Here is a 24819-nt window from a genome sequence, read left to right on the forward strand (position 1 = left end):
TATGGGGTGTTGCCGGTGGGGCCGCGACTCGCCATGGTGGAGGGTCGCGACCGTAGCGCGAGCCGCGGCGTGGATAACGTTATACGGGTTTTCCTTGGCTGAATGGGATTTGTGCTGGCCTGAATTCCAGCACTAAGTGACTTTAGGGTGTTTTCGCCCTGGATCCAGCCTTGTCAATTACCGTGCACCAGCACGTATCTGCGCGTTTGATCGTGGTTCTGCACTGGTGCTGCGGGTGATGAGTTTGGGGCCGACGACGTACTGAACGGGTTGGTCCCGGCCGTTCATTCTCTCCAATAGCAGTTTCGCGCTGACTGACCCCGTCAGGGATCCTGATTGATCCACTGTAGTCAGTGCTATGCGGCCTATGGTCGATGCGTAGATGTTGTCGTAACCGGTGATGGTGATGTCCTGCGGGACCCGGATGCCTTTATCCTCAAGGGCCCGGAGCACCCCGAAGGCGGCGATGTCGGCCCCGGCGAAGATGGCAGTAGGCAGGATGTCCCTGCCCATGATTTCCGTTGCCGCGAGGTGGCCACCTTCTTCGGTGTACATGGTGACAACGACATCCGGGTCAAGCCCGTGGGCCTTCATGGCAAGTTCGTAGCCTTCCCTGCGGGCGGTGTGGGACAAAACGAATGGCTTCTTCTTCCCTGCGGACGGAGCGCTGGTATGAACGATATGGCGGTGGCCCAGCGAGACCAAGTGTTCAACGATGAGGCGGGCACCTTCTCGGTCATCGTCGACGACGGTGTCGAAGTATGATGCAGCACCATGAAGCCCGACGACTACAGTGGGCGTTGACCTTGCCAACGACTCGATCCAGTCAACTTCCATCCAGGGTGCCACCAGGATCAAACCATCCACCTGCCGGTCGACCAAAGCTTCAATGCATCTTTTTTGACGGTCCGGGCTAATCCCGCCGACTACGATTATTTCCTGATACGGACTGCTCTCAAGTTCGGCACTTATCCCCTGAACTACCTCCGGCTGGAATGGCGACAGAATGTCGCCAATCATCACCCCGACAGTAAAAGAGCGGCCCCGAAGGCCGCGCGCCCCCGCATGCGGACGGTAGCCCAGGCGTTCAATTGATGATGTCACCGTCTGCAGCATGTGTGCACTGACCCCGGAGGCACCGCGGACGACTTTCGAAACAGCCGATACGGAAACGCCGGCGTCCTTCGCTACATCCTGCAGGGTGGCCCGACGGGAGGTACCTGCGGCCGTCAGGGGAAGGCCGGAATATCCATCTTCCCGCCTGCTCCGATGTGGCATCTCGTTGTTTTCGTGCTTCGTTGAGTTCATGGGCCCGGATTCGCTGGTCGATAACGTTACACAAACAGTATGCCTCTCATGTGAAGATGTGCTGTAAGGGGTCCCTATGGCGGCGCGACTTTCCCGCGATCGTCGACTCAGAGTCGGTGTGCGCGGATAACGATATACGGCGTGGTCTGGTGAACTGCGCCACCGTGACGGGCATTAAATCCTGCTGGGAACAGTATTTGAGGCAAGGTGTTGACGTAGGTCACATTTGACCCTTATGCTCATCCGTATATCGTTGCACGTCGTTGTGGTAGCGATGTCTACACAGCAGGAGGGTGGAATACGCGGAGTTACGCCCCCTGGCTTCGGAGTGGAGTCGGTGGTTCCCCTCCAGCCAGCGCCAAACAAGGAGCTTCACGCAGGTTTCGAGGTCACCCCTCGGCCGGGCAGTGACGCCCGCCTCTTGAAACGTTTCAACGATTTTCTATATACATAGCTTACTAAGCGGATCGCCCTAGTTACCCCGAAGATTTGGTCTCGGCAGCTTGTGCGATCGCACAGGAGCACAAAGGAGTGTCATGTCGTCCAGTGGTGTTGAAGTTCCCACGCGTAGCGGGGTGCCCCCGGTGGGCAAGGAACTAGCGAACCGTCCTCGCAAACGTCGTCGCCTGCGTTCAGTCGGACGTGACCTTTGGTGGTTGGTTCTGCCCGGCGCTGCCGTTTACCTCTACGTGGTTGTTGTGCCCACCGTTCAGGGTTTGCAAGCCGCTTTCACCGATTGGTCGTTCGCGACCGTGGGGGCACCGAATTTCACGGGATTTGAAAACTTCACCCGTATTTTCAACTCGGACGCCGGTCCTGCGGTGTTCCGTACGCTCCAGTTGGCCGCCGTGGTCGTGGTTCTGCAGAACATCATTGGGTTAGCTCTCGCGCTCCTGTTGAACGGACGTGTGTTCGGTCGCAACGTGCTGCGGACCATTGTTTTCGCGCCCATGGTCGTTTCGTCGCTCGTTGTCGGCTACCTCTTCAAGTACATCTTCGGCCCGCCCGGGGTAGGGGGAGTCAACCAAGTCCTGGCTGCTCTCGGCCAGGAGCCCGTTGACTTTCTGGGCAACCCAACCACGGCGATGGTTATCATCATCGTCACCGTTCTTTGGCAGTCCATCGGTGGCAACATGATCATCTATCTGGCCGGTCTACAGGGCGTGCCCCAAGAACTTGAGGAGGCAGCCGCCATTGACGGTGCAGGGTATTGGAAGAGGTTCTGGTTTGTCATCCGTCCGCTGCTCGCCCCCGCTGTCACCATCAACCTCATGCTCGGACTCATCGGCGGACTGAAGATCTTCGACCAGATCTTTTCGCTCACCAACGGCGGGCCCGCCAATCAGACTCAGACTATCGCTACGCTCATTTACTCCTACTTCTCCCTGTACGCCGACTACGGACGTTCGGCCGCTCTCGCCCTTCTCCTCGCGATCGGCATCGCGATCCTCTCCGTCATCCAGTTCTCGGTCCTACGCCGCCAGGAGCGCAATTCATGAAAACATCAGGTCTTTGGAGCCGTTACGGCGCCAACATAACCGCCTACGGGTCGACGCTCATCTTCCTTCTCCCGGTTTACGTTCTCATCAACCTGGCGATCCGGCCCACTGACGACCTAACACCACCGGTCATTCCGAGTTCCCGCCCGACATTCGAGAACTTCGTCACCGCCTGGACCACTTCGCCGTTGCCGGGATCAATCATCACGAGTTTGATCGTCACGTCGATCTCGTGCCTTGTGGTGCTGGTGGTTGGAACAATGGCCTCGTACCCGCTGGCCCGGTCGACCTCGCGCCTATCCTCCGGCACTTTCTACTTCTTCATGATCGGCTTACTGCTGCCGTTCCAACTGGCACTCATACCTCTCTACATCCAGATGCGGGACCTCGGACTTCTTGGCACGGTATGGTCGCTGGTCATCGTCTACAGCGGCGTGCAATTGCCGTTCACCGTCTTCCTGATAACCACCTTCTTAAGGGCGAGCGTCCCCCTCGACTATGAGGAAGCCGCTCAGATTGACGGGTGCAGTCCCCTCCGGGCCTTCTGGCACGTGGTCATTCCGCTGCTTCGACCGGCTCTAGGCACCTGCATCATCCTCAACAGTGTTGGCGTATGGAACGACTTCTTCACCCCCCTGATCTACCTCTCGGGCAGCGGCCAGGTGACCATTCCCATGGCAATCTTCCAGTTCGTCGGGCAGTACACCACGAACTGGCCACTCATTTTTGCGTCCTTGCTGATCTCGATGGTCCCAGTTTTGACGCTCTACCTGCTGTTCCAGCGGTACGTAATCCAAGGATTCGCCGGTGGGCTGAAGGGATGATCCGCAGCCAGCCCGCGCATAAAGTCCGGTGCCGTCACCGGGTACTCCCAACTCCTTCACCACTCATCACAGCACCCACTTCACAGGAAGAGATCGATCAATGAAGATTCACAACCGCGTCATGGCGGCCGCCGTCGCCACCATCACGGCAATCAGCCTCGCCGGATGCGTCAGCTCCGGCAACACCGGCGCAAATAACCAGGCCAGCGGCGAGCCAAGCAGCGAGCCCAGCGGCACCTTGACAGGCCTGTTCTTCTCGGGCTTCAAGGACACGTATGAACAGATCGCGGCGGACTTCAAGAAGAAGTATCCGAACGTTGACGTGAAGTTCGACTACCAGGGTGGCGACATCGGGGCCCTGACAATGACGCAGCTGCAGGGCGGCACGGCCCCTGACATCCTGACGTCATTCCCCGGCGGCACGAAAACCGATCCGGCCGACACCGTCGTCTCGCTGGCCGCTTCCAATCGCATCGCCCCCCTCAACGCGCCCTGGGCAAAGGACGTCCCGGATGCCTGGAAGCAGGCAGTGAACTACGAAGACAAAACATTTGCCTACCCCGGAGCCCTTCAGCCGCTCGCCGCGATTTTCAATAAGACCAAACTCGACGAACTCGGCTTAAAAATTCCGACGACCCTGGATGAGGTCTATCAGCTCTGCACCGCCGCGAAGGACAAGGGTGTCTACGCCTACTCGCTCGGCCTCGGGGATCCTGCCGGGCCGCAGATGTTGACCTACAGCCAGCTCGCGACTCTCGAATCAGACCCCAAACAGTTTGATGCAGACCTCGCTGCCGGCAAGACGACATACGCCGATTCCGTGTGGGTCGACCAGTTCGAAATTTATAAGAAAATGGGCGACCTCGGCTGCTTCGGTGACGGCGCGCTCGGCCGATCCCGCGACCAGGCCGGCCAGGAAGTTGCAAAGGGCGCAGCACTCGCGACTGTAGATGTCGGAGCGGTTCTCGCTGGGATACAGAAGAGCGCACCTGGCAGCAGTTTCGAAGTAGCGCCCATGCCGGCGACGAATAATCCTGCGGACACGAAAGTCGTCGCTCTGCCCGGCCTTGTCAATACCATCAACGCAAAGGCAAAGAACCCTACGGCCGCACAAGCGTTCCTCGCGTTCATGGGGGAGTCCGAGCCTTCGGCGACCTACGCCAAGGGCTTCGCCTCTGTGCCTGTGCTCGCTAACGATACCTACACCGCACCAACGGAACTCGCTTCGTTCGCGGACCTCATCGAACGCGGCGCATACGCACCGCTAGGTAACGTGCAGGCCGAAGTCCAGACCCAACTCAACCAGACCGTCCAATCGCTGATCCTCGGTAACAGCACGCCGCGCCAAGTCGCTGAAAAGCTGGATTCTGTATACAAAAAATAACCTATGCTGCCGATCGGGCTCCGCGTAGATGTGTGGCCCGATCGGCGCTTCGAAAGGTGGCCCGCGGCATCCAAGTGGTGTTCGAGGATCCTTGCTCTTCACTGAACTCGTCCATGACGGTAGAAGACATCCTCGTCGAACCCATGGCCGCGGCGGACGCCACCGGCGGAAGACAACGCTACGCGAACTGCTCGACGCCGTCGGGCTCCCCGGAGACTCCGAAACCGCTACCCATAGGAATTCTCGGGGGACAAAGGCAGCGTATAGCGATTGCCGGTGCACTAGCGATGGACCCCGCTGTCATCATCTGCGATGAACCCACCAGCGCACTTGATGTCATCACCCGGGCACGCGTACTGAAGCTCTGTTCATCAGCCATGCCCCGGAGTCGTCATGCAACACCCTGGTCCCCGTTGGGGGTCCGCACCGATACTCAACCTGAAACGGAGACTCCATATGGCAACGGCTGCCGCTCCCCACGCCCCACGCTTTGAACACCGCACAGAAAACGGCCCAATCCTTGGCATGGGTACCGGAACGCCCAGACTCTCATGGTCCGTGCCGACCGCTGAGGGAGGCTACTTGCAGACCGCCTACGAACTGGAAGTCAGCCGGGGCGGCCTTACCCAGGCGTACAGGATCGAAAGCGCCGAGCAGGTACTGGTTCCGTGGCCTGCTCCTGCGCTTTCCTCCCGCGAGTCCGCCAGCGTCAGGGTACGCGTTGCCCACGATGTGGACTGGAGCCGGTGGAGCGATTGGTCGGTCGTCGAGGCGGGTCTGCTCAACACCAGCGATTGGTTGGCGGATTTCATCAGCCCCGTCGACCTCGGAGCGGAGGGCATGCCTGCGCCCATCCTGACCGGGACCCTTGATGTTCCGGGCGATGTATCCAAAGCGCGGCTCTACGCAACCGCCCACGGGGTTTATGTCGCCACGCTGAACGGGCAGCGGATCGATGACAGTGTCCTTGCTCCAGGGTGGACGTCGTACGAGAACCGGCTCCGCTACCACGCCTACGACGTCACGTCACTCGTGCGCCAGGGTCCCAATACCCTGGACATGCTCTTGGGCAACGGCTGGTACCGCGGTCGTCTCGGTTTTGAAAACAAGCGTGCGCTCTACGGGGACAGGCTCGCCGTGCTCGCCCAGCTTGAGGTGACCACGGTCGACGGCGGCACTTACGTCCTGCTCTCCGACGGGTCCTGGAGGGCGCGGGAGAGCAATATTGTTTCCGATGATCTGTACGACGGTCAGCGGACGGACCTGCGGATCCCGAATGACGTCTCGGCGCAAAGGGCTGGCACGGTCGAAGCCGTCGTGGCGGATCTTTCCCGGCTTGTCGCTCCGGAAGGTCCAGCTATCCGGCCCACCGACGTTTTACCTGCGCAATCGGTATTCATCTCACCCTCCGGAAAGACACTTGTGGACTTCGGTCAAAACCTGGTCGGCTGGATCCGGCTGCGGACGCGGAACCTGCCCGCCGGAGCTGAGGTGGTGCTCAGGCACGCCGAAGTCCTCGAAAACGCCGAACTTGGCACCGAGCCGCTGCGTTCCGCAAAGGCAACGGACTCCTTCATCGTTGCCGGATCCGCGGAGGAAACGTTGGAGCCCTGCTTCACCCTGCACGGCTTCCGCTATGCGGAGGTGACGGGTGTGCCTGGCCTCAAAGTGGAAGATATTGAAGCCGTTGTTATCGGCTCCGACCTCCGTCGCACAGGCTGGTTCTCTTCGTCCAATGACCTGCTCAACCGGTTCCACGAGAACGTTGTCTGGAGCATCCGCGGCAACTTTGTGGATGTGCCGACCGACTGCCCGCAGCGGGACGAGCGGCTGGGTTGGACGGGGGACATTCAGGTTTTCGCACCAACGGCGTCCTTCCTGTTCGATACCACCGGGTTCCTCAACTCCTGGCTGGCGGACCTCGCCGCCGAGCAGCTGCCGGACGGTGCAGTACCGCACGTGGTTCCCGACGTCATCCATTCGGAGTTTACCAATGCGCCCACGGCGGCGTGGGGTGATGCGGCGGTACTCGTTCCTTGGACGCTCTACCAGCGGACAGGCGACCTGGATGTTCTTGAACGGCAGTTCCACAGCATGTGCGCATGGTTGCACAGGGTTGCGACGCTGGCAGGCCCTGAGCATCTGTGGACGGGTGGTTTTCAGTACGGTGACTGGCTGGACCCCAGCGCTCCACCCGAAGATGCTGCTCGCGCCCAAACGGATCCCGACGTGGTCGCAACGGCGCATTACGCCCGCTCTGCAGAAGTCCTCGGTAAGGCAGCGGCGGTACTCGGACGGGACGAGGACGCCGCCCGGTATGCCAAGCTGGCCGCTGAGGTCCGTGCTGCCTTTGCCCAGGCGTTTGTGACTCCATCGGGGAGAATTGTTTCTGACAGCCAGACTGCCTACGCGATGGCGCTGGAATGGGCGCTGTTGCCCACTGAAGAGCAGCGCCAGGCAGCAGGCCGGCGGCTTGCCGACCTGGTCCGGGTCAGCGGATTCCGGATCAGCACCGGATTCGTTGGCACCCCGTTGGTCTGTGACGCTCTCACCTCCTCGGGGCACGTGGATACTGCCTACCGGCTTCTCCTCCAAACAGGCTGCCCATCATGGCTCTACCCTGTCACCATGGGTGCCACGACCATCTGGGAACGTTGGGACAGCATGCGGCCGGATGGCTCTGTGAACCCTGGCGGGATGACATCGTTCAACCACTACGCGTTGGGTGCCGTCGCTGACTGGATGCACCGCAGCCTCGCGGGCTTGGCGCCTGCGGCTCCAGGCTACCGCGCACTTGAAGTTCGGCCGTATGCCACGTCGGCACTCACCTCGGCGTCCGCCAGTCACCTGACACCCTACGGCGAGGCGGCTGTTCACTGGGAGCGTACCGGCGGGCAGCTGAGACTGAACGTAAAAGTGCCGGTGGGCGTTACAGCCCAGGTTTATGTTCCGGGCTCCCCGGAGCCGGAAATGGTTGCGCATGGTGAGTACTCATGGGTCGTTTCCGATCCCACTACAGCTGCGGAGAGCCAGACGGCCGAAACCATCCGCGACGTTCTTGACTACATGCCTGCTGCGTGGTCCGCTGTGGTGGCGGCTGCCGTGGAAACCGGGGTCACGCCTGAGGGGGAAGCCCAGGCGGCGGACAAACTCAGCAGGTACCTCAACGACCCGGCCAACACACTGGGGATCGCGCTGGTCCCTGAACCCTGGGTCCATGCACGCGTTCCGCTGCGGGAGCGCGTGGCCGAAATCCTCGCTGAGCCGCAATCATGACGGCCTGGGAGCGGACCGGGAACTCCGCGCTGCAGCCTATTTTGCCCGGCTTGTACCCGGACCCGACGATCTGCCGGATGGGCGAACACTGGAACAACGGCAGAACCACAGTCTTTCGAGAACAGGATGACTTCTTCCGTGAAACCGGGCCAGACAACGAACAATGCCCCCGCTACGACGGCCCAAGCCTTTCCCGTCGTCGGGCTGATGACACTTGCCTTGGCAATTTTCATCTCCATGGCGACCGAGTTCCTGCCAGGGGGGCTTATTCCGCAGATCGCTGCCGAGTTCGGCCGGTCGTCGGCTGAGGTAGGGCACCTCATTACCGTCTTTGCCCTCACTGTGATCGTCACGGCAGCACCGTTGGCTGTGATCACACGGCGTCTGCCGCGCAAGACCATGGTTTTGATCGCCTTCGGCTTGATAGCAGCCGGCAACGTCGGAACAGCGCTTGCACCGTCCTTTGAGGTGTTGCTGATCGCGCGGGCTGGGGGTGCCTTGGCTCATGCAGCCTTCTGGTCGGTTGTTGCCGCATACCCCGCCCACATGGTCCAGCCCACGGAGCTGGGTAAGGCAACTGCCGTCACCGCAGCCGGCGGATCTGTAGCTGGTGTGCTCGGTATCCCGCTGGGGAATGCGCTCGGCCAAGCCTTTGGATGGCGGATCGCGTTTGCAGCACTGGCGGGCTTGGCGCTGTTGGCCCTTTTGTTGATGGTTTGGCGACTACCTGCTGCAGGCGCGACGGGAGCAATCAAAACCAAGGCCGTGAACTCAGTGGGGAAGGACGGTACGCTGCCGTCGATATTGATGGTCTGCCTTCTGATCGTGCTGATCGTGGGGGCACAGAGCAGCTTCGGGACCTTCAACGTCGTGTGGTTGCTTGACACAGTTCACCTTCCTCCGACCGCGATTCCGGTGATGCTTTTCATAGGCGGGGCTGCCGGTGCCGTGGGAGTCGCCGTGACTGGCGCTTTGTACAGCAGGTTTCCGTTGCGGCTGTTCTTCGTATCGCTGACAGCGCTCATTGGTCTCCTGACAGCACTGCCTCTGGTTGCCGGTTCGCAGCCCGCCGTGTGGGTGGCATCCGGCCTTATCGGTGCAGTATTCGGCGGGCTACCGGTCATGCTGCAAACGCGCATGATGCTCGTGGCCTCACCCCGCAACCGAAATGTCGCAGCTGCTCTTCAGGTCACGGCTATCAACATCGGAATCGGAGGCGGCGCTCTTCTCGGCGGAATCGCGATCAGCCTAAGCGGGCTTCCGTCCCTTCCGAATTGGGCTGCAGGGTCGATGGGTCTGGCACTTGTGACAGCGATGGCCTGGGTAACAGCAAGCAATCTGAAGGGTACAAGGAAGAGGCTAACTACATGGCGATGATGCATCGGCAAACACCGGTCGTGGTCCCGGAACGGAACACTGGATATCGTCGTGGCCAAGTGCCATGCGCATTGCCAATTCATGACCGAGAGTTAGGCGGGACGACATGTCCACGACAAACCTCCCGGAACAGGTCTGGGAAGAGCTCAATGCACTCGTTCCCAGCGAAGAACACTGGCTCGACTTCGATGCCGTCCGACGATCATCCGCTGCCACCAAGCACTGCAATTTTGTTTACCGACGAAAATTTCACGACCGAAGGAGTCTAATTGCCTACCCTTTATCTGCCCCCGCATTTCAAATTTGGCGCCGCGACGAGTGCTTTTCAGATCGAGGGGGGTTGGAATGCCGATGGTAAAGGCCCGTCAATCTGGGATACTTTTGGCCACTCGCCGGGAAAAGTTAAGAATGATGAGCCAGGCGACGTGGCTTGCGATTCGTACCACCGCTACGGCGACGACATCGCTCTCATGCGCGAAGTCGGCCTCGATACATACCGGATGTCACTGAGCTGGTCGCGCCTGATGCCCGAAGGGACGGGACAGGTCAACCAGGCGGGCGTCGACTACTACAACCGGGTAATCGACGGACTCCTGGACGCCGGCGTCGATCCAAACGTCACTCTCTATCACTGGGACCTGCCGCAGGTTCTCGAGGATCGCGGCGGGTGGGCAAACCGGGATGTGGCGGACTGGTTCGGCGAATACGCCACAGTTGTGTTCGATCGCTTCGGCGACAGGGTGCGCCGGTGGGCAACACTCAACGAGCCCATCGCGATCTGGGCGGGGTACGGCGTTGGCTTTTTCGCACCGGGAAGGACGGACGCCCGGGCCGGCCGGCAAGCGATGCACAACGCCCTGCTTGCCCACGGCAGTGGCGTGCAGGCCTTTCGAGCCGCAGGGTCCCCCGGCGAGATTGGCATCGTGCTCGACATCTGGAAGCGTCATCCCGCGACCCAGTCGGCTCGGGACGTCGCCTTGGCGCACGAGGGCGACGACGACGGATTCCGGTTCTTCCTCGACGCCCTGCGCGGTGGCGGATACAGCGACCGCATCCGCCACCGCCTGCAGGCGGAAGGTACGATGCCGGTGATACACGACGGCGACCAAGAGCTGATCGAGCAGCCGATCGACTACCTCGGTCTCAACGTCTACTCGCGGATCGTTGTGGATTCGACTAAGAACGACGGTTCCCAATTTGCACGGACCGACCCGTTCCCTGGTGGAAATTTCCTCGACAATGGGCAGGAGTTTTACCCGCGTGCTGTACTCGATGCACTGAACCTGCTGCGGGACGACTATGGCTGGACGGGCCCGGTACACATCACCGAGAACGGCATGGCGGACGGCCCCTCCTCCGATTCGGACCCGTTGCAGGACGACGAGCGTATCCGCTACGTGTCGGGCTTCCTCGAGTGGATTTCTGAAGCTATCCGCGAAGGACACGATGTACGCAGTTACTACCTTTGGTCGCTGATGGACAATTTCGAATGGTCGGCGGGCTTCAGTATGAAGTTCGGCATCGCGGCGCTGGATCCTGCAACACTCGATCGGGTGCCGAAGAAGTCGGCCTTGTGGTATCGCGACGTCATTGCCGCGCACCGGAAAACGCGTCCCACCGCCGAGCAGGCCTGAGCCGCAGGGGTGCCTTTCGGAATCGGTCGGCACCACAGGGCCGATGAATCCGGCACCATCACGGTCGATCCCTCCTCGGCAACCGGACCCGTTCGGTAGCTTCGCTCGGATGGGTAGGAGTAAGCCGTCTGAAGGATACAAGGAACAATAACATGGCTGTGATGGATAAGAAGACGGCCTCCTTTGGTGGGGGAGAGGCGTCTATTTGGATGCGCCGCCGAAATCGGCATTATCGATACGTGCGCGCCGACGATCGAGAAGCTGCCTGGAACTTACACCGGCAGTTAAGCAACAGAATTACTTGGCCGGACCTACATGGCGCTCCGCATGGGCGTCCTGGAGAAGGCCTGATGACCTGTTCAAAAACAGCACATGATCACAGGCGGCGCGCGCGCCTCAAAAGCAACTTTGCAAACCCGACCGCATAACCTGCTGCTCCCGTTTCGCTCGTCGGCGGGAAGGGAGTGCTGACTTAGAGATAACGAAGGACATTTCCGTGAGCGAGAAGGCCGAGTCACGCCTGCAATTCCCTGTGAAGCATCTGCATTTTGGTCCGTGGTCGGCCAGGCTGCAAAATGACGAGCTCCTCGATATTTGCCACCGGGGTCTGCCGGTCTTGCGGGGTCTGCGGGCGGTGGTTCGTAACCATAACTGGCTCACTCTCACGCCAAACATCATGTCCTCCCAGGTCCACGAATCAGCCAAGTCGCTGCGGGTGGTCCTTGACGTCGCGTGGAAGGGGTATGCCGCCCGCTACGCCGGGCGGGTTACGCTGTTGTTCCAGTCCGAAAGCCTCACGGTTTCCTTTGAGGGGGCCGCTGTCGAGGATTTCGCCTCCAACCGCATCGGGCTCGTTGTCCTGCACCGCACGGACGACGCCGGACGGCCAGTGAGTGTGACTGCACCTGATGGGGACCGCACGGAGTCGGCATTCCCTACCCGCATCCGCCCCCATCAGCCCTTCAAGGACGTCGCGGCCCTGGAGTGGGAACGGGATCAGACCGCTTATCGCCTGGCCTTTGACGGCGACGTCTTCGAAACCGAGGACCAGCGGAACTGGACCGACGCGTCCTTTAAGACCTACAGCACGCCCCTCTCCAAGCCGTTCCCCGTGACTCATCGCTCCGGGGACACTGTCCGGCAAAGCATCCGGTTCAGCGCCCGGAAGATCATCCGGGTCCGGGACGAGACGCGTGGAGCCGTTCCCGAACTGGGCACCTCCACGGGCGGCGCATCGAAGGAAGCACCGGCTCAAACAATCCCCCGTGGTGCAGACTTCGGACCGCTTCTCGCCGAAATCGACACCGCGGCCGACCCCGCCCTCGGGCTGATCACCGCCGCCGATGCCGCAGGTCTGGCCGAGCGGCTGGGCCTGCCGCTGGACGCGCGGATTGTCGCCGCGACACCCGAGGACGCGGTCGCCGTGTTGCGGACCCTCCCGCTGGGTCGGGTGACACGACTGGGCGTCTACGACGCGGGCAGCCATGTCACCGAAGATACCTTGTGGGACGCTGTAGCCGCTGAAGCGAAAGCGCTCGGCTTCTTGGGTGAATTGATCGCCGGTGCCAGAAGCCATTTCGCTGAACTAAACCGGAACCAGGACAGTGCCCGTCAGGGCGCCGATGGCGTGACCTATTCCGTGACCCCGCAAATGCATGCCATGGAACCGGGGGCGATCATCGAGACGCTGCCGATGCAAACCCTCACCGCCCTGGACGCTCTGCGTATCGGCAATGGCAGGCCCCTGCATATAGGCCCGGTGACTTTGGCGGCCCGCTTCAACGCCGTCGCCACCCAGGTGCCTCTGGAGGAGGAACTTCCCACCCGGGACAGTCTGCAGGACACGGCTTTCGCCGCGGCCTGGCTGTTGGGCAGCGTCGCCGCTCTGACCATGCCGGGGACGGGATCGATCAGCTACGGCACCGTTGCCGACCTGGGGTCCCCGGCCGGGCAGCTGCTGCAACAACTCGCCGCGCACCGGGGGAGCGAGGTCCTGTGCACAGACGCGGGGCCCGAAACTATTGCCGTGTACCCTGTGCGGTCCCCCGACGGGATAATGGCCTACACCGCGAACCTCACCGCCGACGGCATCGCCGTCCGGCTTGTGAGCCCCTCCGGAAGGCACGAGGACATCAGCCTCGCCCCCTGGCAAACCGCCTCCACACTCCTGCCCTGACTTCCCGAAAGGAACAACTTATGTCCCAGCGACTTGAAGGCAAAACGGCCATTGTTACCGGAGCTGCTTCCGGCATCGGACGCGCCGTCGCCACCCGCTTCGTAGCTGAAGGCGCCACCGTCTACTTCGCCGACCTGAACTACGAAGCCGCCGTCACCGCCGCGAAGGAAACCGGCTCCCAGGCCGCCAACGCCCTCCTCATGGACGTTTCCGACGAGGCCAGTGTGGAAGCGGCCTATGCCACGGCCCTCGAACACGGTCCGGTCAACATCGTCGTCGCCAACGCCGGTGTCCAGCTCTTTGGCCAGGACGCCCGCGTGGGCGATCTGGATCTGGACGTGTGGGAGACAACCGTCCGCATCAACCAGCGCGGCGCCTTCCTGACGCTTAAGCACGCGGTCCGTGCCCTCTCCGGCGGCGGTTCCATTATCTGCACGGGCAGCCCCACCGCAGTTGTCGCCTGCGGCGGAACCTTCACCGCCTACACCAGCTCCAAAGCCGGCGTCCACGGGCTGGCCCGCGTCGTCGCCGCCGACTACGCGGCCGAAGGTATCCGCGTCAACACCGTAGTCCCCGGCTATACCGAAACCCCGCTCGTCCAGGCCATCGCTGAAGACCCCGAACAACGCGCCGGTCTCGTCGACTCCACCATGCTCGGCCGCGCCGGCACCGCCGCTGACGTCGAAGGCATCATGGTCTACCTCGCAAGCGATGACTCCGCCTACGCCACCGGCGGCATCTTCACCGTCGACGGCGGCCTCACCGCGAAGTAGCCAAGCATGCGCGAGAGATTCAAGCACGGAAACCAGGGCATGATTCAGTCATCACTGCGACCGATTACCGCCCAGGGATCCCCAAGCACATCGTCTTCTTTCAGCTCCTGGAAACGACTAGCCTGGCTCAACGCCAGGAAAATCGAAAACAGATTTAATGACTTGAGGACATCACCCAGGGGAGGGGCGGAGTACATCCTCAGCATCGAGTCCGGACCCCAGATCAGCCCGGAAGGCCTTCACCGAAGCTTCTAACGAGGGTTCATCGTCACCTTCCGCTCGAAAGGTGACAGGAACTACTACGTGGGTGAGCCGCTAATCAAAGACCCCGACTGCTACGACCATGCCCACCACCAGTTCAAGCAATTCGTCGGACAGCACCTAGAAGAGCCGCGATGGTCGCGGGTCTCGTCCATAATGGTGCCGGAGGTACCTCGTATCTGACATCCACCACGATGATGCGGTTATCGCAGCGGGTGACCGGAATACCGCGGCCCGGGTCCTTGAAAGCGTGCTTGATCGCTGCGGCTATAGCGGCATCGAGTTGCTCCTCAAGGTCATGTTTCCTCTTTTGGTGTGATCGGCGGATCCGCCGCTATAGAGCGAAGATGCTCCAGCCGGCCCCATCAATCTGGGTGGCCGGGACCGTGCTGCAGGTGGCCCCGTCCCTTGGGGGGGTGAGTCTTCACTCGTTGCAGAAAGATGTGTTGCACTCCTGCCTGGTGATGCTGCGCCTTCAGACCCGTGTGGCCAGGGGGGGACACCTGATCGCTCCGGGGATGATTTTCTCCCCTGGAGAAGCGGTCGGCGGAACTCAAAATGAGTTCCGCCGTGTAGGCGCCCACATCGTAGGTCTTGTCTATCTTCGGCCCCTAAGCCAGCCAGGCTTCCCCTTACTTTCCTGACGAACGATTTCAATAGCCTCCGTCCCAGTGCGAGGAGCACCAGGAATGATTTCTGTTTGCGCGTCAATTTCACGCCTTGCCAGGACCTCGGCGCTGATGCCCTTCATCCTGTGCTCCAGGCGATGATAGAAGAGTGCAAGCACGCCTACGCCAAAGGCAAAGATGGCAGGGATCCAGCTGTTCGTGGCGACGATCCCCTGGATGGCGGTGCCTGATTGCTGGTCAGCGGATCCGACGTACCCTGTGACGGCTAGGACCACGCCGGTTATGCCCGCAGCCAATGCCTGTCCGACCGTTCCGGCGAAGGAGAAGAATGCACCACCGACGCTTTCAAGGCGACGCTTACCCTTCCACTCGTTATACGTTGCATTATCGATTACAAGGATTGGGGCAAGAAAGTTGAAGGGCAGGGCTGCAAGGGCGGTGAAGACGGCGGAGACCATGATCAAAGGCATGCTGTCTCCTGCAAACATCAGGATCAGGAAGCCGATAACACCGATAAAGCTTGAAACGGCGATCATGTGTGAGACAGAAAACTTGCGAAGGAGCTTGGGGAAGAAAATCATCAGCGGAATCAGCGCGACAAAGGAGATAGCCACTGCGCCCTGCAGCGCGAGGTTTCCCACGATGTAGCGGAAGTAGTAAGACATAGCGGCGACACTCGAGTAGATGCCTACCAGGAATGCTATGGCCGAAAGGACCCACATGAAACGGTTAGTGCGCAGGACGTCCAGAACGTCGCGGATACGGACAGCTTCAGCTGAGACCTCTGCCGCCTCCGGAGACTCTCGAAAGACCCAGAAGCGGATCAAACCTACTACTGCCGCCGGGATCGCAACGCAGATGGCGATAAAGGACCATGCCGATGGGTCTTTACCCGCGGTCTGTATCGCCATTGGCATGCCAACCGTGATCACAATGGCAACCAGTACGGTGACTAGCCCGGTCTTTGCGGCCACATCTGTGTAGTGCTCACGGCGGGGAAATACCCTGGCCGTGAAGAGTGGATTGTTGGCGTTGTACAGCGGCATGAACAACGCGGTGAGCAGCATGTAGCTAGTGAACAACCAGATGTACTTCGCGATATCGTTCATGCTCCCAGGGACCGAGTACATGAATGCGGTGGCCGCCCAGCAGAGCACGACTACAAGCTCGAAAGGGCGGGCTTTTCCCATCTTGGTCTCGGGCGAACGGTCAACAATGTACCCCGAGAACAGGGCCCCTGCTGCGTCGACTACCTTCGCTGCAACCAGCAAACCTCCCACTATTGCGGGGTTCAGCAGGAGTGTGTCCGTTGCGTAAATCGTGAAATATCCGATGAACACTATCAATGCATTCATCGAGAACGAGTGTGCTGACCATGGAATGATCTTCCGAAGAGGCACCCGGTCTTTTCGGGTTTCTGCTTTCGCGGCGGCCCGTTCGGCCTTTGAGGGCTTGCTCCGAGGGGGTGCAACACTGCTTGACGCCATCGTCTTTCCTTTCCCTGGCCGACTGTTGCGGCTGCAAGGGTGTGTGGAGTTAAAGGTGGGGCTCATGACTTTTGAGACTCCCGCTGATCGAAAATAGTATGGCGTCCGGGATTCGATAGTCAAGAGATTTGAATGGATTCAACCCGAGATAATGCAACGTTGCCTATGCGCCGGGTGAAAGGGACCTAAAGAGGTGACTGAACGGGGGATTGCGAGTGAAGATCCGTCTGGACCGGCTCGACACGGACCTCGGAGTCAACTGCGTCGTTGAGATTGAGACGCCGCAGCAGATATGCCATGTTCGCGCGGACATCTATCGATTTGTCGTACATCCACTGGATCCGCAGGCCGTCCCAGCTGGCATACACCAAGGCCGCCACCGCGGACGCGCTGACGTCCGCCGGCATCTGGCCCCTCTCCTTCTTCCGATTGACGGCAGATTCAACAATCTGGCGGATGGCCTGGTAGCGATTTTTGAAGAAGTCATGGGCGGGGTGTTCGGTCTCCGTTGCCTCGCCGGTCATGCGCAACGTCAGTTGGGCCATCCCCGGGGACTCGGATTCCCACTCGACTGCCTGAAGGATTCCATCGACTATCTCGTCCGTGAAATCGTGGGTTTCGGGAGCAATTTGCGCTGCTGACAGCTCATCCCGATGCCGCAAAATTTCGGTGAAAAGTGCGTCCTTTGAGCCGAAGTAGTGCAGTAGGCCGTTCTGGCTGATACCAACTGCCTCGGCCAGTTCCTTGACGGTCGCCTTTGAGTATCCGTGGCGGGCAATGACTTCCACCGCGGCGCCAAGGATTTCCGCACGCCTTGCTTTCCCCTTCGCGTAAGGGCCTCTTACTGACATGGAGCAATTATAGGCGGCTGGTACTTGTTCAAACGAAAATCGCATGCCATGCTGGTTTCGTTTGTTGCGCATTTCGGACTCGCTAGCAGCCCGTTTCGCCCAACTTTCAGCCAGGGACGCCAACTGAGTATCACCGCAAGGGTCCCTTGCGCATTCAGTTCCCCGACCCTTGGAAAGATAGCGAGTAATCCTGTGACAACTGATCAGACCCACGCCCAGCAGACATTGCCGCTGGAAGCCACCTGGGCGTTCGACACTGAGGACAAGAGTTTCACCCAGCCCTACGTCGACGTCGATGAATGGCGCAGCCTGCCCGTTCGTCACAGGTACGTGCACGGGGGATTTTCGGATACCGACACGAGATTCTCGTTCTACTTCCCTGAGCCGCAGGCATATGAGGGCCGGTTCTTCCAGCATGTCACTCCCTTTCCCCAAAGTGAGCACTTGGCACCGTCTGCTCCACTGGCCTATAACAAGATCGCCTTCGCTAACGCGAGCGGGGCTTTTTTTGTGGAGACAAACGGCGGGGGTGCGAAAGCGGGAGATCCCTTTGGAGGCATGGACCCAACCATTTCCGCCTTCCGCGCTAATGCGGCCGTAGCGCGCTTCGCCAGGTACGTGGCTCGTGCAATCTTCGGGGATCACACGGTCTATGGGTACCTCTACGGTGGCAGTGGTGGCGGATACCGGACGATTTCAGGGTCTGAGAATTCACGAGGTGCCTGGGATGGGTATGTCCCGCACGTCATCGGCAGCTCCATGGCCATCCCCAATGTCTTCTGCGTCCGCATGCACGCCCTGCGAATCCTCCGCGACCGGTTCCCCGAGATCGTTGACGCCTATGACGCCGGCGGTGACCCGTCCGCGCTGCAGCTAACGGACCAGGAATTGAGTGCGTTACATGAGGTCTCGCGCATGGGCTTCCCCGTACGTTCGTGGTTTGGATGGAAAACGATGGACTTGCACGGCTTTAGTGCCCTGTATCCTGGCGTCATCGCTGCCGATCCCACATACACAAGCGACTTCTGGAATTCCGAGGGGTACTTGGGCTCCGATCCAGAAGCATCGATCCATCGCGATAGGGTGCAGCTCTTCACTAAAGTCCTGGAGTTCATCGAAGACGAAGACGGCGAACCTGTGTCGGGGGGAGTCGACGAATCGTTCAAACACTCAGCTGCAAAAGCGTCAAAGCGCGTCGTCGGGCTGCGGCTTGCCGAACGGCCGACCGGTTGGATTCTTGGAGCCGAGCTGCGCATTGCCAGCGGCAAGGCTGCCGGCGAGGTCGTTCGGCTGTCGGGGATCAAAGATGACGTGGCCCTGGTGGAGGGCTGGCAGGGTCCATTGCCTTCCGGACTCATGACCGGTGATGATGTGGTGCTGGACAATTCAAGCTTCCTGGCCGTCCAGACGTACCACCGGCATCAGGTGCCGGGGCCCGAGTTTGAGGTCTGGGACCAGTTTCGTGACAAAGCAGGCGAGCCGCTGTATCCCCAGCGTCCCATGTTGCTCGGGCCCCTCATGAGCCTCGGCGCAACGGGAACTCCCATGACGGGCAGGATCGATGGCAAAATGATCGTCGTTGCCTGTCTGCTCGACCGCGAGGCTTTTCCTTGGCAGGCGGATTGGTACCGTTCCCTCGTGCGCGAGCAGCTCGGTGATGCCGCCGATGGGCAGTTCCGCCTTTGGTATGTTGACAACGCGCTCCACGGGGACGAAGGTCCCCAAGAGTTTCCCGCCCGCAGTGTGTCTTACATTGGTGCCTTGGAGACGGCTCTGCGTCAGCTGGCGGACTGGGTGGAAAAGGGCATTGAGCCAGCTGGATCGTCAGTCTACGAAATCGTGGACGGCCAGGTCCGCGTGCCAGAGACCGCGGCCGAACGTCTCGGCGTCCAGCCGGTCCCCGCTATCACCGTGAACGGGACCCTGCGTGCGGATGTGCGTGTTGGTGAACCCGTATCTGTCCGGATTGCTGCGGAAGCTCCCGAGGGCATTGTCGTCGAGATCCTTGAGGTCATCACCGAATTGGACGGCACGGAGACGATCGGGAAGCCCTTCCAGTTCCATCCATCGTCAAGCGTGACCGTGGAAACCACGCGCACGTTTGATAGGGCGGGCACATACTTTCTTGCCGTCCGGGTTGCTGCCCAGACCCGCGGTGAAGCAACGTCCCCCCACGCTCTGGTGCAGAACATAGCTCGTGCCCGTGTTGTCGTTGCCGCGAACGTTTAGGAGCGGCCCTACTAGCCGAAGGTCGGTTTGCGTTGATCCGAATGCCACCGCTGTGCTGAAGCTGATGCTGTTTCGGGGGATAGGCCTACTGTGTTTTGGGCAGCGCTGCTGGCTGGCGCCGCAGGAAGCTGTGGCGCCAGCCAGATTAGATTCCGTCCTTGTGAGCCCGGGGCAGTAGACGAAGCCAGAAAGCCCTGCGTGTCAGCCTGTTGCGTGACACTTCGGGCGGCGAAGGAATGCCCTATGGAGCTCCCTGTTAGTCCCACGTAGTGGCAGACGCCGAGCTGCGCGCCTCTGACGGTGGAGCAGCGTCGATAAAACGGCGGGGGAGTGAGCCCGGCTGTTCGTCGGCCAAGGACGCACAAAAGGGGGCGCAGTATCACTGCGCCCCCTGTGTTTTTAATCCAGGCCTGGTGTTTACCGCTTGACGGCGTCCAGCTTGAGCATTTTGGCGATGACGCCGTCGAGTTCGGAGTCGTCGAAGATCTTCTTCCAGTCGTCCTTGATGATGGTGTCCTTGCCGTACTGGATAGCGATTTCACAGGCTTCGGAGAATGGGTTGGAGCCGCGCAGGGCGTTGGTGAGCGCGATCTGGACGTGGCCGAACAGCATGGCCTTGGCTGCTTCCTCGGGGACGCCGGCGGTGTGGACCGTCTCGTGGAGTGCCTCGTTAAGGAGGGTGCCGATCATGCAGGCCACGGTTTCCACCAGGGTGGGTTCCAGGATGGCGAGCTGCTTGACCGTGACCCAGTGAACATCGATCACGGGTGCGTAAATGGTGCGGATGACGGCTTCGGCTACGTCGCGGGTCGCGGCGGGTGCGTCGTCGTCAATCGCGGAGACCACGTTCTGCGGGGCGCCCTGGCCGCCGAAGGTATCGGCCCATTCTTCCTTGGTGGTGCGCTCCAGGAACACGGACGGGTGGCACGGGTGGGCAACGGCCTGGACAACGTCGTCGCGCTTGGCCAGCAGGCCTGCGTAGGCGGCGGCGGGATCGAGGGTGAGGAGGATGGCGCCGGACTTCATCTGCGGGACCACGCCCTCGGAGACGATACCAAGTACGGTGTCCGGCACTGCGAGGATCACGACGTCGGCCGTGGGAACGGCGTCGTCGGTTGCGGTGATGTCGCGGCCTTCGGCGCGGACACGGTCCTGGCCGGCGGGGGAGTTCTCGCTGTAGAAGACGTTGTGGGTGGACTTCTGGAGGTTGCGGGAAACGCGCATCCCCATTTTGCCACCGGCTCCGACAACGGCGACGGTCAAAGTTTCTGCTGACATTTCACTTGCTCCTTAGGAAATCGAGGCTTTGTTGTGTCCACTGGTTTTCGAGGCGGATGGTCTCCGCTTCGGAGTCCTGCCACGGCAGCCAGTGTTCGACGATTTGATTGATGTGTCTTTCTTTGGGCTGGATCTTTTCGACCATGTAGTCGTAGTCGAGAAGGCCTTCGCCGAGGGGTGCGCCCGAGTACGTGAATCCGACCCATCCCTGTTTGCGGCTGAACGCAAAGTCTTTGATGTGCATGTTCAGGACGTAAGGCGCGACGGCGTCAATCACCTGCTGCGGCATCTCCAGCGCGGCCACGGTGTTGGCGGGGTCGCTGCAGATTCCGAGGTAGGGGCTGGCGACGCGGCGGACGACGTCCAGTATCCGTTCCGTGGGGACCTGTTCATAGGTCTCGACGGCGATCCTCACCCCGGCTGCCTCGAATTCCGGCGAGACCTCGGTGAAGATCGTGACGGCTTCCTCGTCGTCCGGGGTGTGGCCGGGGACGTTGAACATGGTCCGCAGCAGGTCCGAGCCCAGCACTTGGGCAATGTGCAGGAACGTGCGCAGGTGTTCGGAGCGGATGCCTTTGGTCCCCACCTCGAGGGTGATCCCCAGCTCGTCTGCTGTTCGACGGACGGCGGCGAGGTCGGCGTCGTTCATGTCTTCCAGCGGTGCGTAGTCGCAGATCTGGAAGAGGTCCACGCCCAGATCCGCGGTTTTACGGAGGGCGTCATGGATGGTAAGCGGTTTGCTGACCTGGTCCGAGAGCTGCCAGAAGAAAGCGTAGCTGCTGAGGCCGATTTTGCTGCTCATGCTGGCACCGCCTTCGCGGCGAGGCGTGCAGCGGTTTCGTCCAGGATGGTTTTCAGCGCTGCGGGGTCGTGCGCGAAGCGGCCCAGGAACAAGCCTGCGACGGCGGTGTCCAGTTCCGTGATGAGGCCCGGTCCGGCGCTTCCGCCGTAGATGACGCGGCTGTTTTCCTGGCCCGGCGACGACCGCAGGTGCTCGTCCAGGCCGTGGACCACGGCGCTGATGTATTCCGGGGTTGCCGGTTCCGGGGCGCCAATGGCCCATTGGGGCTCGTAGGCCACGATGGTCCGGGCTGTGGGACCGTGCGTTCCGGCAAGGTTGAGGGCGGCGTCAATGTCGGCTGTGCATTGGGCGATTGCTTCCTCGGGGGAGCCGACGTTCAGTTCGCCAACGCACAGCACCGGGGTCAGACCGTTGCGGTAGGCCGCGGCCGTCTTGAGTCCGATGATCCGGTGGTCTTCGCCGAAGATCCGGCGGCGCTCCGCGTGCCCCACCTCCACATACCGTCCACCGAGCTCGGCAACGGTTTTGCCGCCAACTTCGCCGGTGTACGCGCCTTCGTCTTCCCAGAAGATGTCCTGCGCTCCGGTACCAACCCCGGCCGTGCCCAGGATCCGGGCCGCTTCGGGCAACACCGGAAGTATGGGTAGCACGAACAGTTCGATGGCGCCGCTCACCACTGCAGGGTGGTTCAAGGCGATGGTGGCGATGTCGCGGCAGTAGTCCACGGAACGCTGGTAGCCGAAGTACAACTTCAGGCTCACACCGATCACCGCACGTGGTTGCCGGGAAGCCGCGCTGGCGGTCTTAGCAGGAAGTGACACCCTCGTAGTCCTTAATCAGTGTGACCTTCTCGGCCGAGGCTGAGGTTTCGTCGAAGGTGTACGTGAGCCATTCCTTGGCCAGGCGCCGGGCGAGTTCCAGCCCCACCACGCGCTGGCCGAACGTGAGGACCTGGGCGTTGTTGCTCAGGACCGAGCGCTCCACGGAGAAGGAATCGTGGGCGGTGACGGCGCGGATGCCGGGAACTTTGTTCGCAGCGATCGCAACGCCCAATCCGGTGCCGCAGACCAGGAGAGCCCGGTCCGCCTTGCCGGCGGCGATCAGTTCAGCGGCGGCGATGGCAACAGAGGGGTACGGAGTGTGGCTCGAGGCGTCCACCCCGACGTCGGTCACTGATTCGACCAAGCCGCTCGCTTCCAGATCGGCTTTCAAGGCCTCCTTGTACTCGAATCCGGCATCGTCCGATCCAACGACCAGGCGCAGTTTGGTGCTCATGCTGTTTCCTTTACTGAGATCTTCCCGGCGGTGTTCCCGGCGAGGGTGTTGTGGATGGCCCGGACTATCAAGGCCATGGAGACGGCTCCGGCGTCGGGCGTTCCGAGGCTCTTTTCGGCGTGCGGGCGGGCGCGGCCCATGAGGGGCAGCAGATTGGCGGTTGCCTCGGCGGCCTGTTCGGCGATGGTGGTGGCGGCACCCCATGCCTCCCTGAGGCTTGCCCCGCCCTGAACAGCGGCCGTGAGGGTTTCGCTGAACGGGGCCAGCACGTCCACCAGGGTTTTGTCGCCAACCTTGGCCTTGCCGAAGTCCATGATGGAACGCTTTGCTTCAGCCACACCTGCGGCCACGGCCGCCGCGTTCGGGCGTTCACGGTCACCCACGGATTGTCCGACGGCGCGCAGGGCCATGCCCCACAGCGCTCCTGAGGTGCCACCGGCTTTGTCCGCCCAGGCATCGGCGGCCAGGTTCAGGGCGGTCCCGGCACCTGCACCGCGCTCGGCGGCGTCTGCCGCAGCAGCGGCGGCGGCGTGGATTCCGCGTTCCATGCCGATCCCGTGGTCACCGTCGCCGGCGATCGCATCGATCCGGCCGAGTTCTTCCACGTTGGCGTCCACCACGGCTTTGGCGGCGTTGAGGGCCGCAAGGATCGTGGGGGCTGCAGTTTTGGATTCTTCGCTGGCGTCCGGGATCACGGACTGCTGTTCGGCGCCCATGGTGAGTTGCTCGGCGTCGAGCGCTTCGGTGCTGACCGCACCGCGGCGGAAAGCCGGGGCGTCGGCGGGGGCCAGCCAGAGTTTTTCCAGCTCGGAGTCCAGCCAGAACAGCGTCAGGGAGGTGCCGGCCATGTCGAAGCTGGTGACCAGCTCGCCGACTTGTGGGTCCACGGCTTCGATGCCTGCCTCGGCCAGGAGTTTTGCCACTCGGCGGTAGACAACGAACAGCTCCTCGTACTTGACGCTGCCCAAGCCGTTGAGGATCGGGACCACCCGTGCGCCGTGGGTGGAGAGTCCGTCAGGGATCTCGGCGAGGAGGTCCTTGACCAGCAGCTCGGCGAGTTCATCCGCCGTCGGAATATCTGTCTCGCCAATGCCGGGTTCGCCGTGGATGCCCATGCCAACGGCCATGCGCCCCTGGGGAACTGAGAAGAGTGGGTGGTCCGCGCCCGGCAGGGTGCAGCCGGTGAACGCGACGCCGAAGGATCGCGTACGCTCGTTGGCGCGTTCGGCGATTTCCATCACGGTATCCATGGGGTAGCCGGCCTCGGCGGCAGCAGCGGCAACTTTGAAGACGGTCAGGTCACCGGCAATCCCGCGGCGCTTGTGTTTCTCGGCCAGGGGAGCGGAGGAGATGTCGTCCGTGACGGCGATGCTTCTGCAGTCGATGCCCTCGGCACGGAGCTTGTCCTGGGCCTGGGTGAAGTGCAGGACATCGCCAGCGTAGTTGCCGTAACCCAGAAGCACGCCGCCGCCGTTGTCCGCAGCTTTGGCCACGTTGTAGACCTGCTGTGCAGAGGGGGAAGCGAACAGATTGCCCATCGCTGCGCCGTGCGCCAGGCCCTGACCCACCAGACCGGCGAAGGCGGGGTAGTGGCCGGAGCCGCCGCCAATCACCAAGGCGACCGAGCCCGGCGTCGAACGCGTGCTGCGGGCAACACCACCCGAGACGCGCCGGACCCACCGGCTGTGCGATGCGACGAAGCCTTCGATCATTTCGTCAGCGAAGGCTGAGGGCTCGTTGTAGAGGCGGGTCATGG

18 protein-coding genes are annotated in these 24819 nt (G+C 61.5%); 10 read left to right on the forward strand and 8 right to left on the reverse strand.

The window, feature by feature from the left end; all coding sequences use genetic code 11:
* Positions 1–177: 177 nt before the first annotated feature.
* Positions 178–1308: a LacI family DNA-binding transcriptional regulator gene (locus ARUE_RS09245; RefSeq protein WP_014921539.1), complete on the reverse strand. Its 1131-nt coding sequence runs from the start codon at positions 1306–1308 to the stop codon at positions 178–180.
* A 536-nt stretch (positions 1309–1844) separates the two neighbouring features.
* On the opposite strand from ARUE_RS09245, the gene ARUE_RS09250 reads away from it, so the two are divergent.
* The 9 genes from ARUE_RS09250 (at position 1845) to ARUE_RS09285 (ending at position 14251) form a co-directional block, all read left to right on the forward strand.
* Positions 1845–2807, forward strand: coding sequence for a carbohydrate ABC transporter permease (locus ARUE_RS09250; protein WP_014921540.1), 963 nt, complete (start codon positions 1845–1847; stop codon positions 2805–2807).
* The gene (locus tag ARUE_RS09255; protein WP_014921541.1) at positions 2804–3631 is read left to right on the forward strand and encodes a carbohydrate ABC transporter permease; all 828 of its coding nucleotides are present in this window, start codon (positions 2804–2806) and stop codon (positions 3629–3631) included. The genes ARUE_RS09250 and ARUE_RS09255 overlap by 4 nt, the downstream gene beginning before the upstream one ends.
* A gap of 121 nt (positions 3632–3752) precedes the next feature.
* Positions 3753–5015, forward strand: coding sequence for an ABC transporter substrate-binding protein (locus ARUE_RS09260; protein ID WP_162486140.1), 1263 nt, complete (start codon positions 3753–3755; stop codon positions 5013–5015).
* 32 nt (positions 5016–5047) lie between these two features.
* Complete coding sequence (locus ARUE_RS24945; protein WP_014921543.1) at positions 5048–5509, forward strand: ATP-binding cassette domain-containing protein; 462 nt, start codon at positions 5048–5050, stop codon at positions 5507–5509.
* Positions 5510–5540: 31 nt separating this feature from the next.
* Positions 5541–8291 (forward strand): family 78 glycoside hydrolase catalytic domain, encoded by a 2751-nt coding sequence (locus ARUE_RS09265; protein ID WP_502691466.1) that lies wholly within the window; start codon positions 5541–5543, stop codon positions 8289–8291.
* 126 nt (positions 8292–8417) lie between these two features.
* The gene (locus tag ARUE_RS09270; RefSeq protein ID WP_014921545.1) at positions 8418–9668 is read left to right on the forward strand and encodes an MFS transporter; all 1251 of its coding nucleotides are present in this window, start codon (positions 8418–8420) and stop codon (positions 9666–9668) included.
* Positions 9669–9937: 269 nt separating this feature from the next.
* Positions 9938–11302 (forward strand): GH1 family beta-glucosidase, encoded by a 1365-nt coding sequence (locus ARUE_RS09275; RefSeq protein WP_043470076.1) that lies wholly within the window; start codon positions 9938–9940, stop codon positions 11300–11302.
* A gap of 496 nt (positions 11303–11798) precedes the next feature.
* Positions 11799–13478, forward strand: coding sequence for a D-apionate lactonase family protein (locus ARUE_RS09280; protein ID WP_043470081.1), 1680 nt, complete (start codon positions 11799–11801; stop codon positions 13476–13478).
* 20 nt (positions 13479–13498) lie between these two features.
* Positions 13499–14251 (forward strand): SDR family NAD(P)-dependent oxidoreductase, encoded by a 753-nt coding sequence (locus ARUE_RS09285; RefSeq protein WP_014921548.1) that lies wholly within the window; start codon positions 13499–13501, stop codon positions 14249–14251.
* A gap of 859 nt (positions 14252–15110) precedes the next feature.
* Here the strand turns inward: ARUE_RS09285 and ARUE_RS09290 are convergent.
* Positions 15111–16496 carry an MFS transporter gene (locus tag ARUE_RS09290; RefSeq protein WP_014921549.1) on the reverse strand — a complete coding sequence of 462 codons (1386 nt, stop codon included), beginning with the start codon at positions 16494–16496 and terminating at the stop codon, positions 15111–15113.
* A gap of 317 nt (positions 16497–16813) precedes the next feature.
* Positions 16814–17479 carry a TetR/AcrR family transcriptional regulator gene (locus ARUE_RS09295; RefSeq protein ID WP_014921550.1) on the reverse strand — a complete coding sequence of 222 codons (666 nt, stop codon included), beginning with the start codon at positions 17477–17479 and terminating at the stop codon, positions 16814–16816.
* A gap of 192 nt (positions 17480–17671) precedes the next feature.
* Between ARUE_RS09295 and ARUE_RS09300 the strand changes: the two genes are divergently transcribed.
* Positions 17672–19708, forward strand: a complete 2037-nt coding sequence (locus tag ARUE_RS09300) for a hypothetical protein (protein ID WP_202949985.1) — start codon at positions 17672–17674, stop codon at positions 19706–19708.
* A gap of 417 nt (positions 19709–20125) precedes the next feature.
* Here the strand turns inward: ARUE_RS09300 and ARUE_RS09305 are convergent, their stop codons facing one another.
* Genes ARUE_RS09305 through ARUE_RS09325 form a run of 5 tightly spaced genes read right to left on the reverse strand, consistent with a single transcriptional unit; the run spans position 20126 to position 24817 of the window.
* Complete coding sequence (locus ARUE_RS09305; protein ID WP_014921552.1) at positions 20126–20986, reverse strand: phosphogluconate dehydrogenase C-terminal domain-containing protein; 861 nt, start codon at positions 20984–20986, stop codon at positions 20126–20128.
* Between the two features lies 1 nt (position 20987).
* Positions 20988–21788 (reverse strand): sugar phosphate isomerase/epimerase family protein, encoded by an 801-nt coding sequence (locus ARUE_RS09310; protein WP_014921553.1) that lies wholly within the window; start codon positions 21786–21788, stop codon positions 20988–20990.
* A complete protein-coding gene (locus ARUE_RS09315; RefSeq protein ID WP_043470084.1) occupies positions 21785–22609 on the reverse strand; it encodes a triose-phosphate isomerase family protein in 825 nt (274 codons plus the stop codon). The genes ARUE_RS09310 and ARUE_RS09315 overlap by 4 nt, the downstream gene beginning before the upstream one ends.
* Positions 22593–23063: a ribose-5-phosphate isomerase gene (locus ARUE_RS09320; RefSeq protein WP_014921555.1), complete on the reverse strand. Its 471-nt coding sequence runs from the start codon at positions 23061–23063 to the stop codon at positions 22593–22595. The genes ARUE_RS09315 and ARUE_RS09320 overlap by 17 nt, the downstream gene beginning before the upstream one ends.
* Entirely contained in the window at positions 23060–24817 is a 1758-nt protein-coding gene (locus ARUE_RS09325; protein ID WP_014921556.1) for a dihydroxyacetone kinase family protein, read from the reverse strand. Before ARUE_RS09325 ends, ARUE_RS09320 begins: the two co-directional genes overlap by 4 nt.
* Positions 24818–24819 lie beyond the last annotated feature (2 nt).

It is taken from the genome of Arthrobacter sp. Rue61a (genome assembly GCF_000294695.2).
In the GTDB taxonomy this organism is placed as follows: domain Bacteria; phylum Actinomycetota; class Actinomycetes; order Actinomycetales; family Micrococcaceae; genus Arthrobacter; species Arthrobacter aurescens_A.

Excerpts from the sequence above, each read along its gene's own strand:
- ARUE_RS09250 (WP_014921540.1), top strand. The coding sequence starts at position 1,845 with ATGTCGTCCAGTGGTGTTGAAGTTCCCACGCGTAGCGGGGTGCCCCCG.
- ARUE_RS09285 (WP_014921548.1), top strand. The coding sequence starts at position 13,499 with ATGTCCCAGCGACTTGAAGGCAAAACGGCCATTGTTACCGGAGCTGCT.
- ARUE_RS09265 (WP_502691466.1), top strand. The coding sequence starts at position 5,541 with ATGGGTACCGGAACGCCCAGACTCTCATGGTCCGTGCCGACCGCTGAG.
- ARUE_RS09320 (WP_014921555.1), bottom strand. The coding sequence starts at position 23,063 with ATGAGCACCAAACTGCGCCTGGTCGTTGGATCGGACGATGCCGGATTC.
- ARUE_RS09295 (WP_014921550.1), bottom strand. The coding sequence starts at position 17,479 with ATGTCAGTAAGAGGCCCTTACGCGAAGGGGAAAGCAAGGCGTGCGGAA.
- ARUE_RS09260 (WP_162486140.1), top strand. The coding sequence starts at position 3,753 with ATGGCGGCCGCCGTCGCCACCATCACGGCAATCAGCCTCGCCGGATGC.
- ARUE_RS09310 (WP_014921553.1), bottom strand. The coding sequence starts at position 21,788 with ATGAGCAGCAAAATCGGCCTCAGCAGCTACGCTTTCTTCTGGCAGCTC.
- ARUE_RS09255 (WP_014921541.1), top strand. The coding sequence starts at position 2,804 with ATGAAAACATCAGGTCTTTGGAGCCGTTACGGCGCCAACATAACCGCC.
- ARUE_RS09245 (WP_014921539.1), bottom strand. The coding sequence starts at position 1,308 with ATGAACTCAACGAAGCACGAAAACAACGAGATGCCACATCGGAGCAGG.
- ARUE_RS09290 (WP_014921549.1), bottom strand. The coding sequence starts at position 16,496 with ATGAATGCATTGATAGTGTTCATCGGATATTTCACGATTTACGCAACG.
- ARUE_RS09325 (WP_014921556.1), bottom strand. The coding sequence starts at position 24,817 with ATGACCCGCCTCTACAACGAGCCCTCAGCCTTCGCTGACGAAATGATC.
- ARUE_RS09270 (WP_014921545.1), top strand. The coding sequence starts at position 8,418 with ATGACTTCTTCCGTGAAACCGGGCCAGACAACGAACAATGCCCCCGCT.
- ARUE_RS09305 (WP_014921552.1), bottom strand. The coding sequence starts at position 20,986 with ATGTCAGCAGAAACTTTGACCGTCGCCGTTGTCGGAGCCGGTGGCAAA.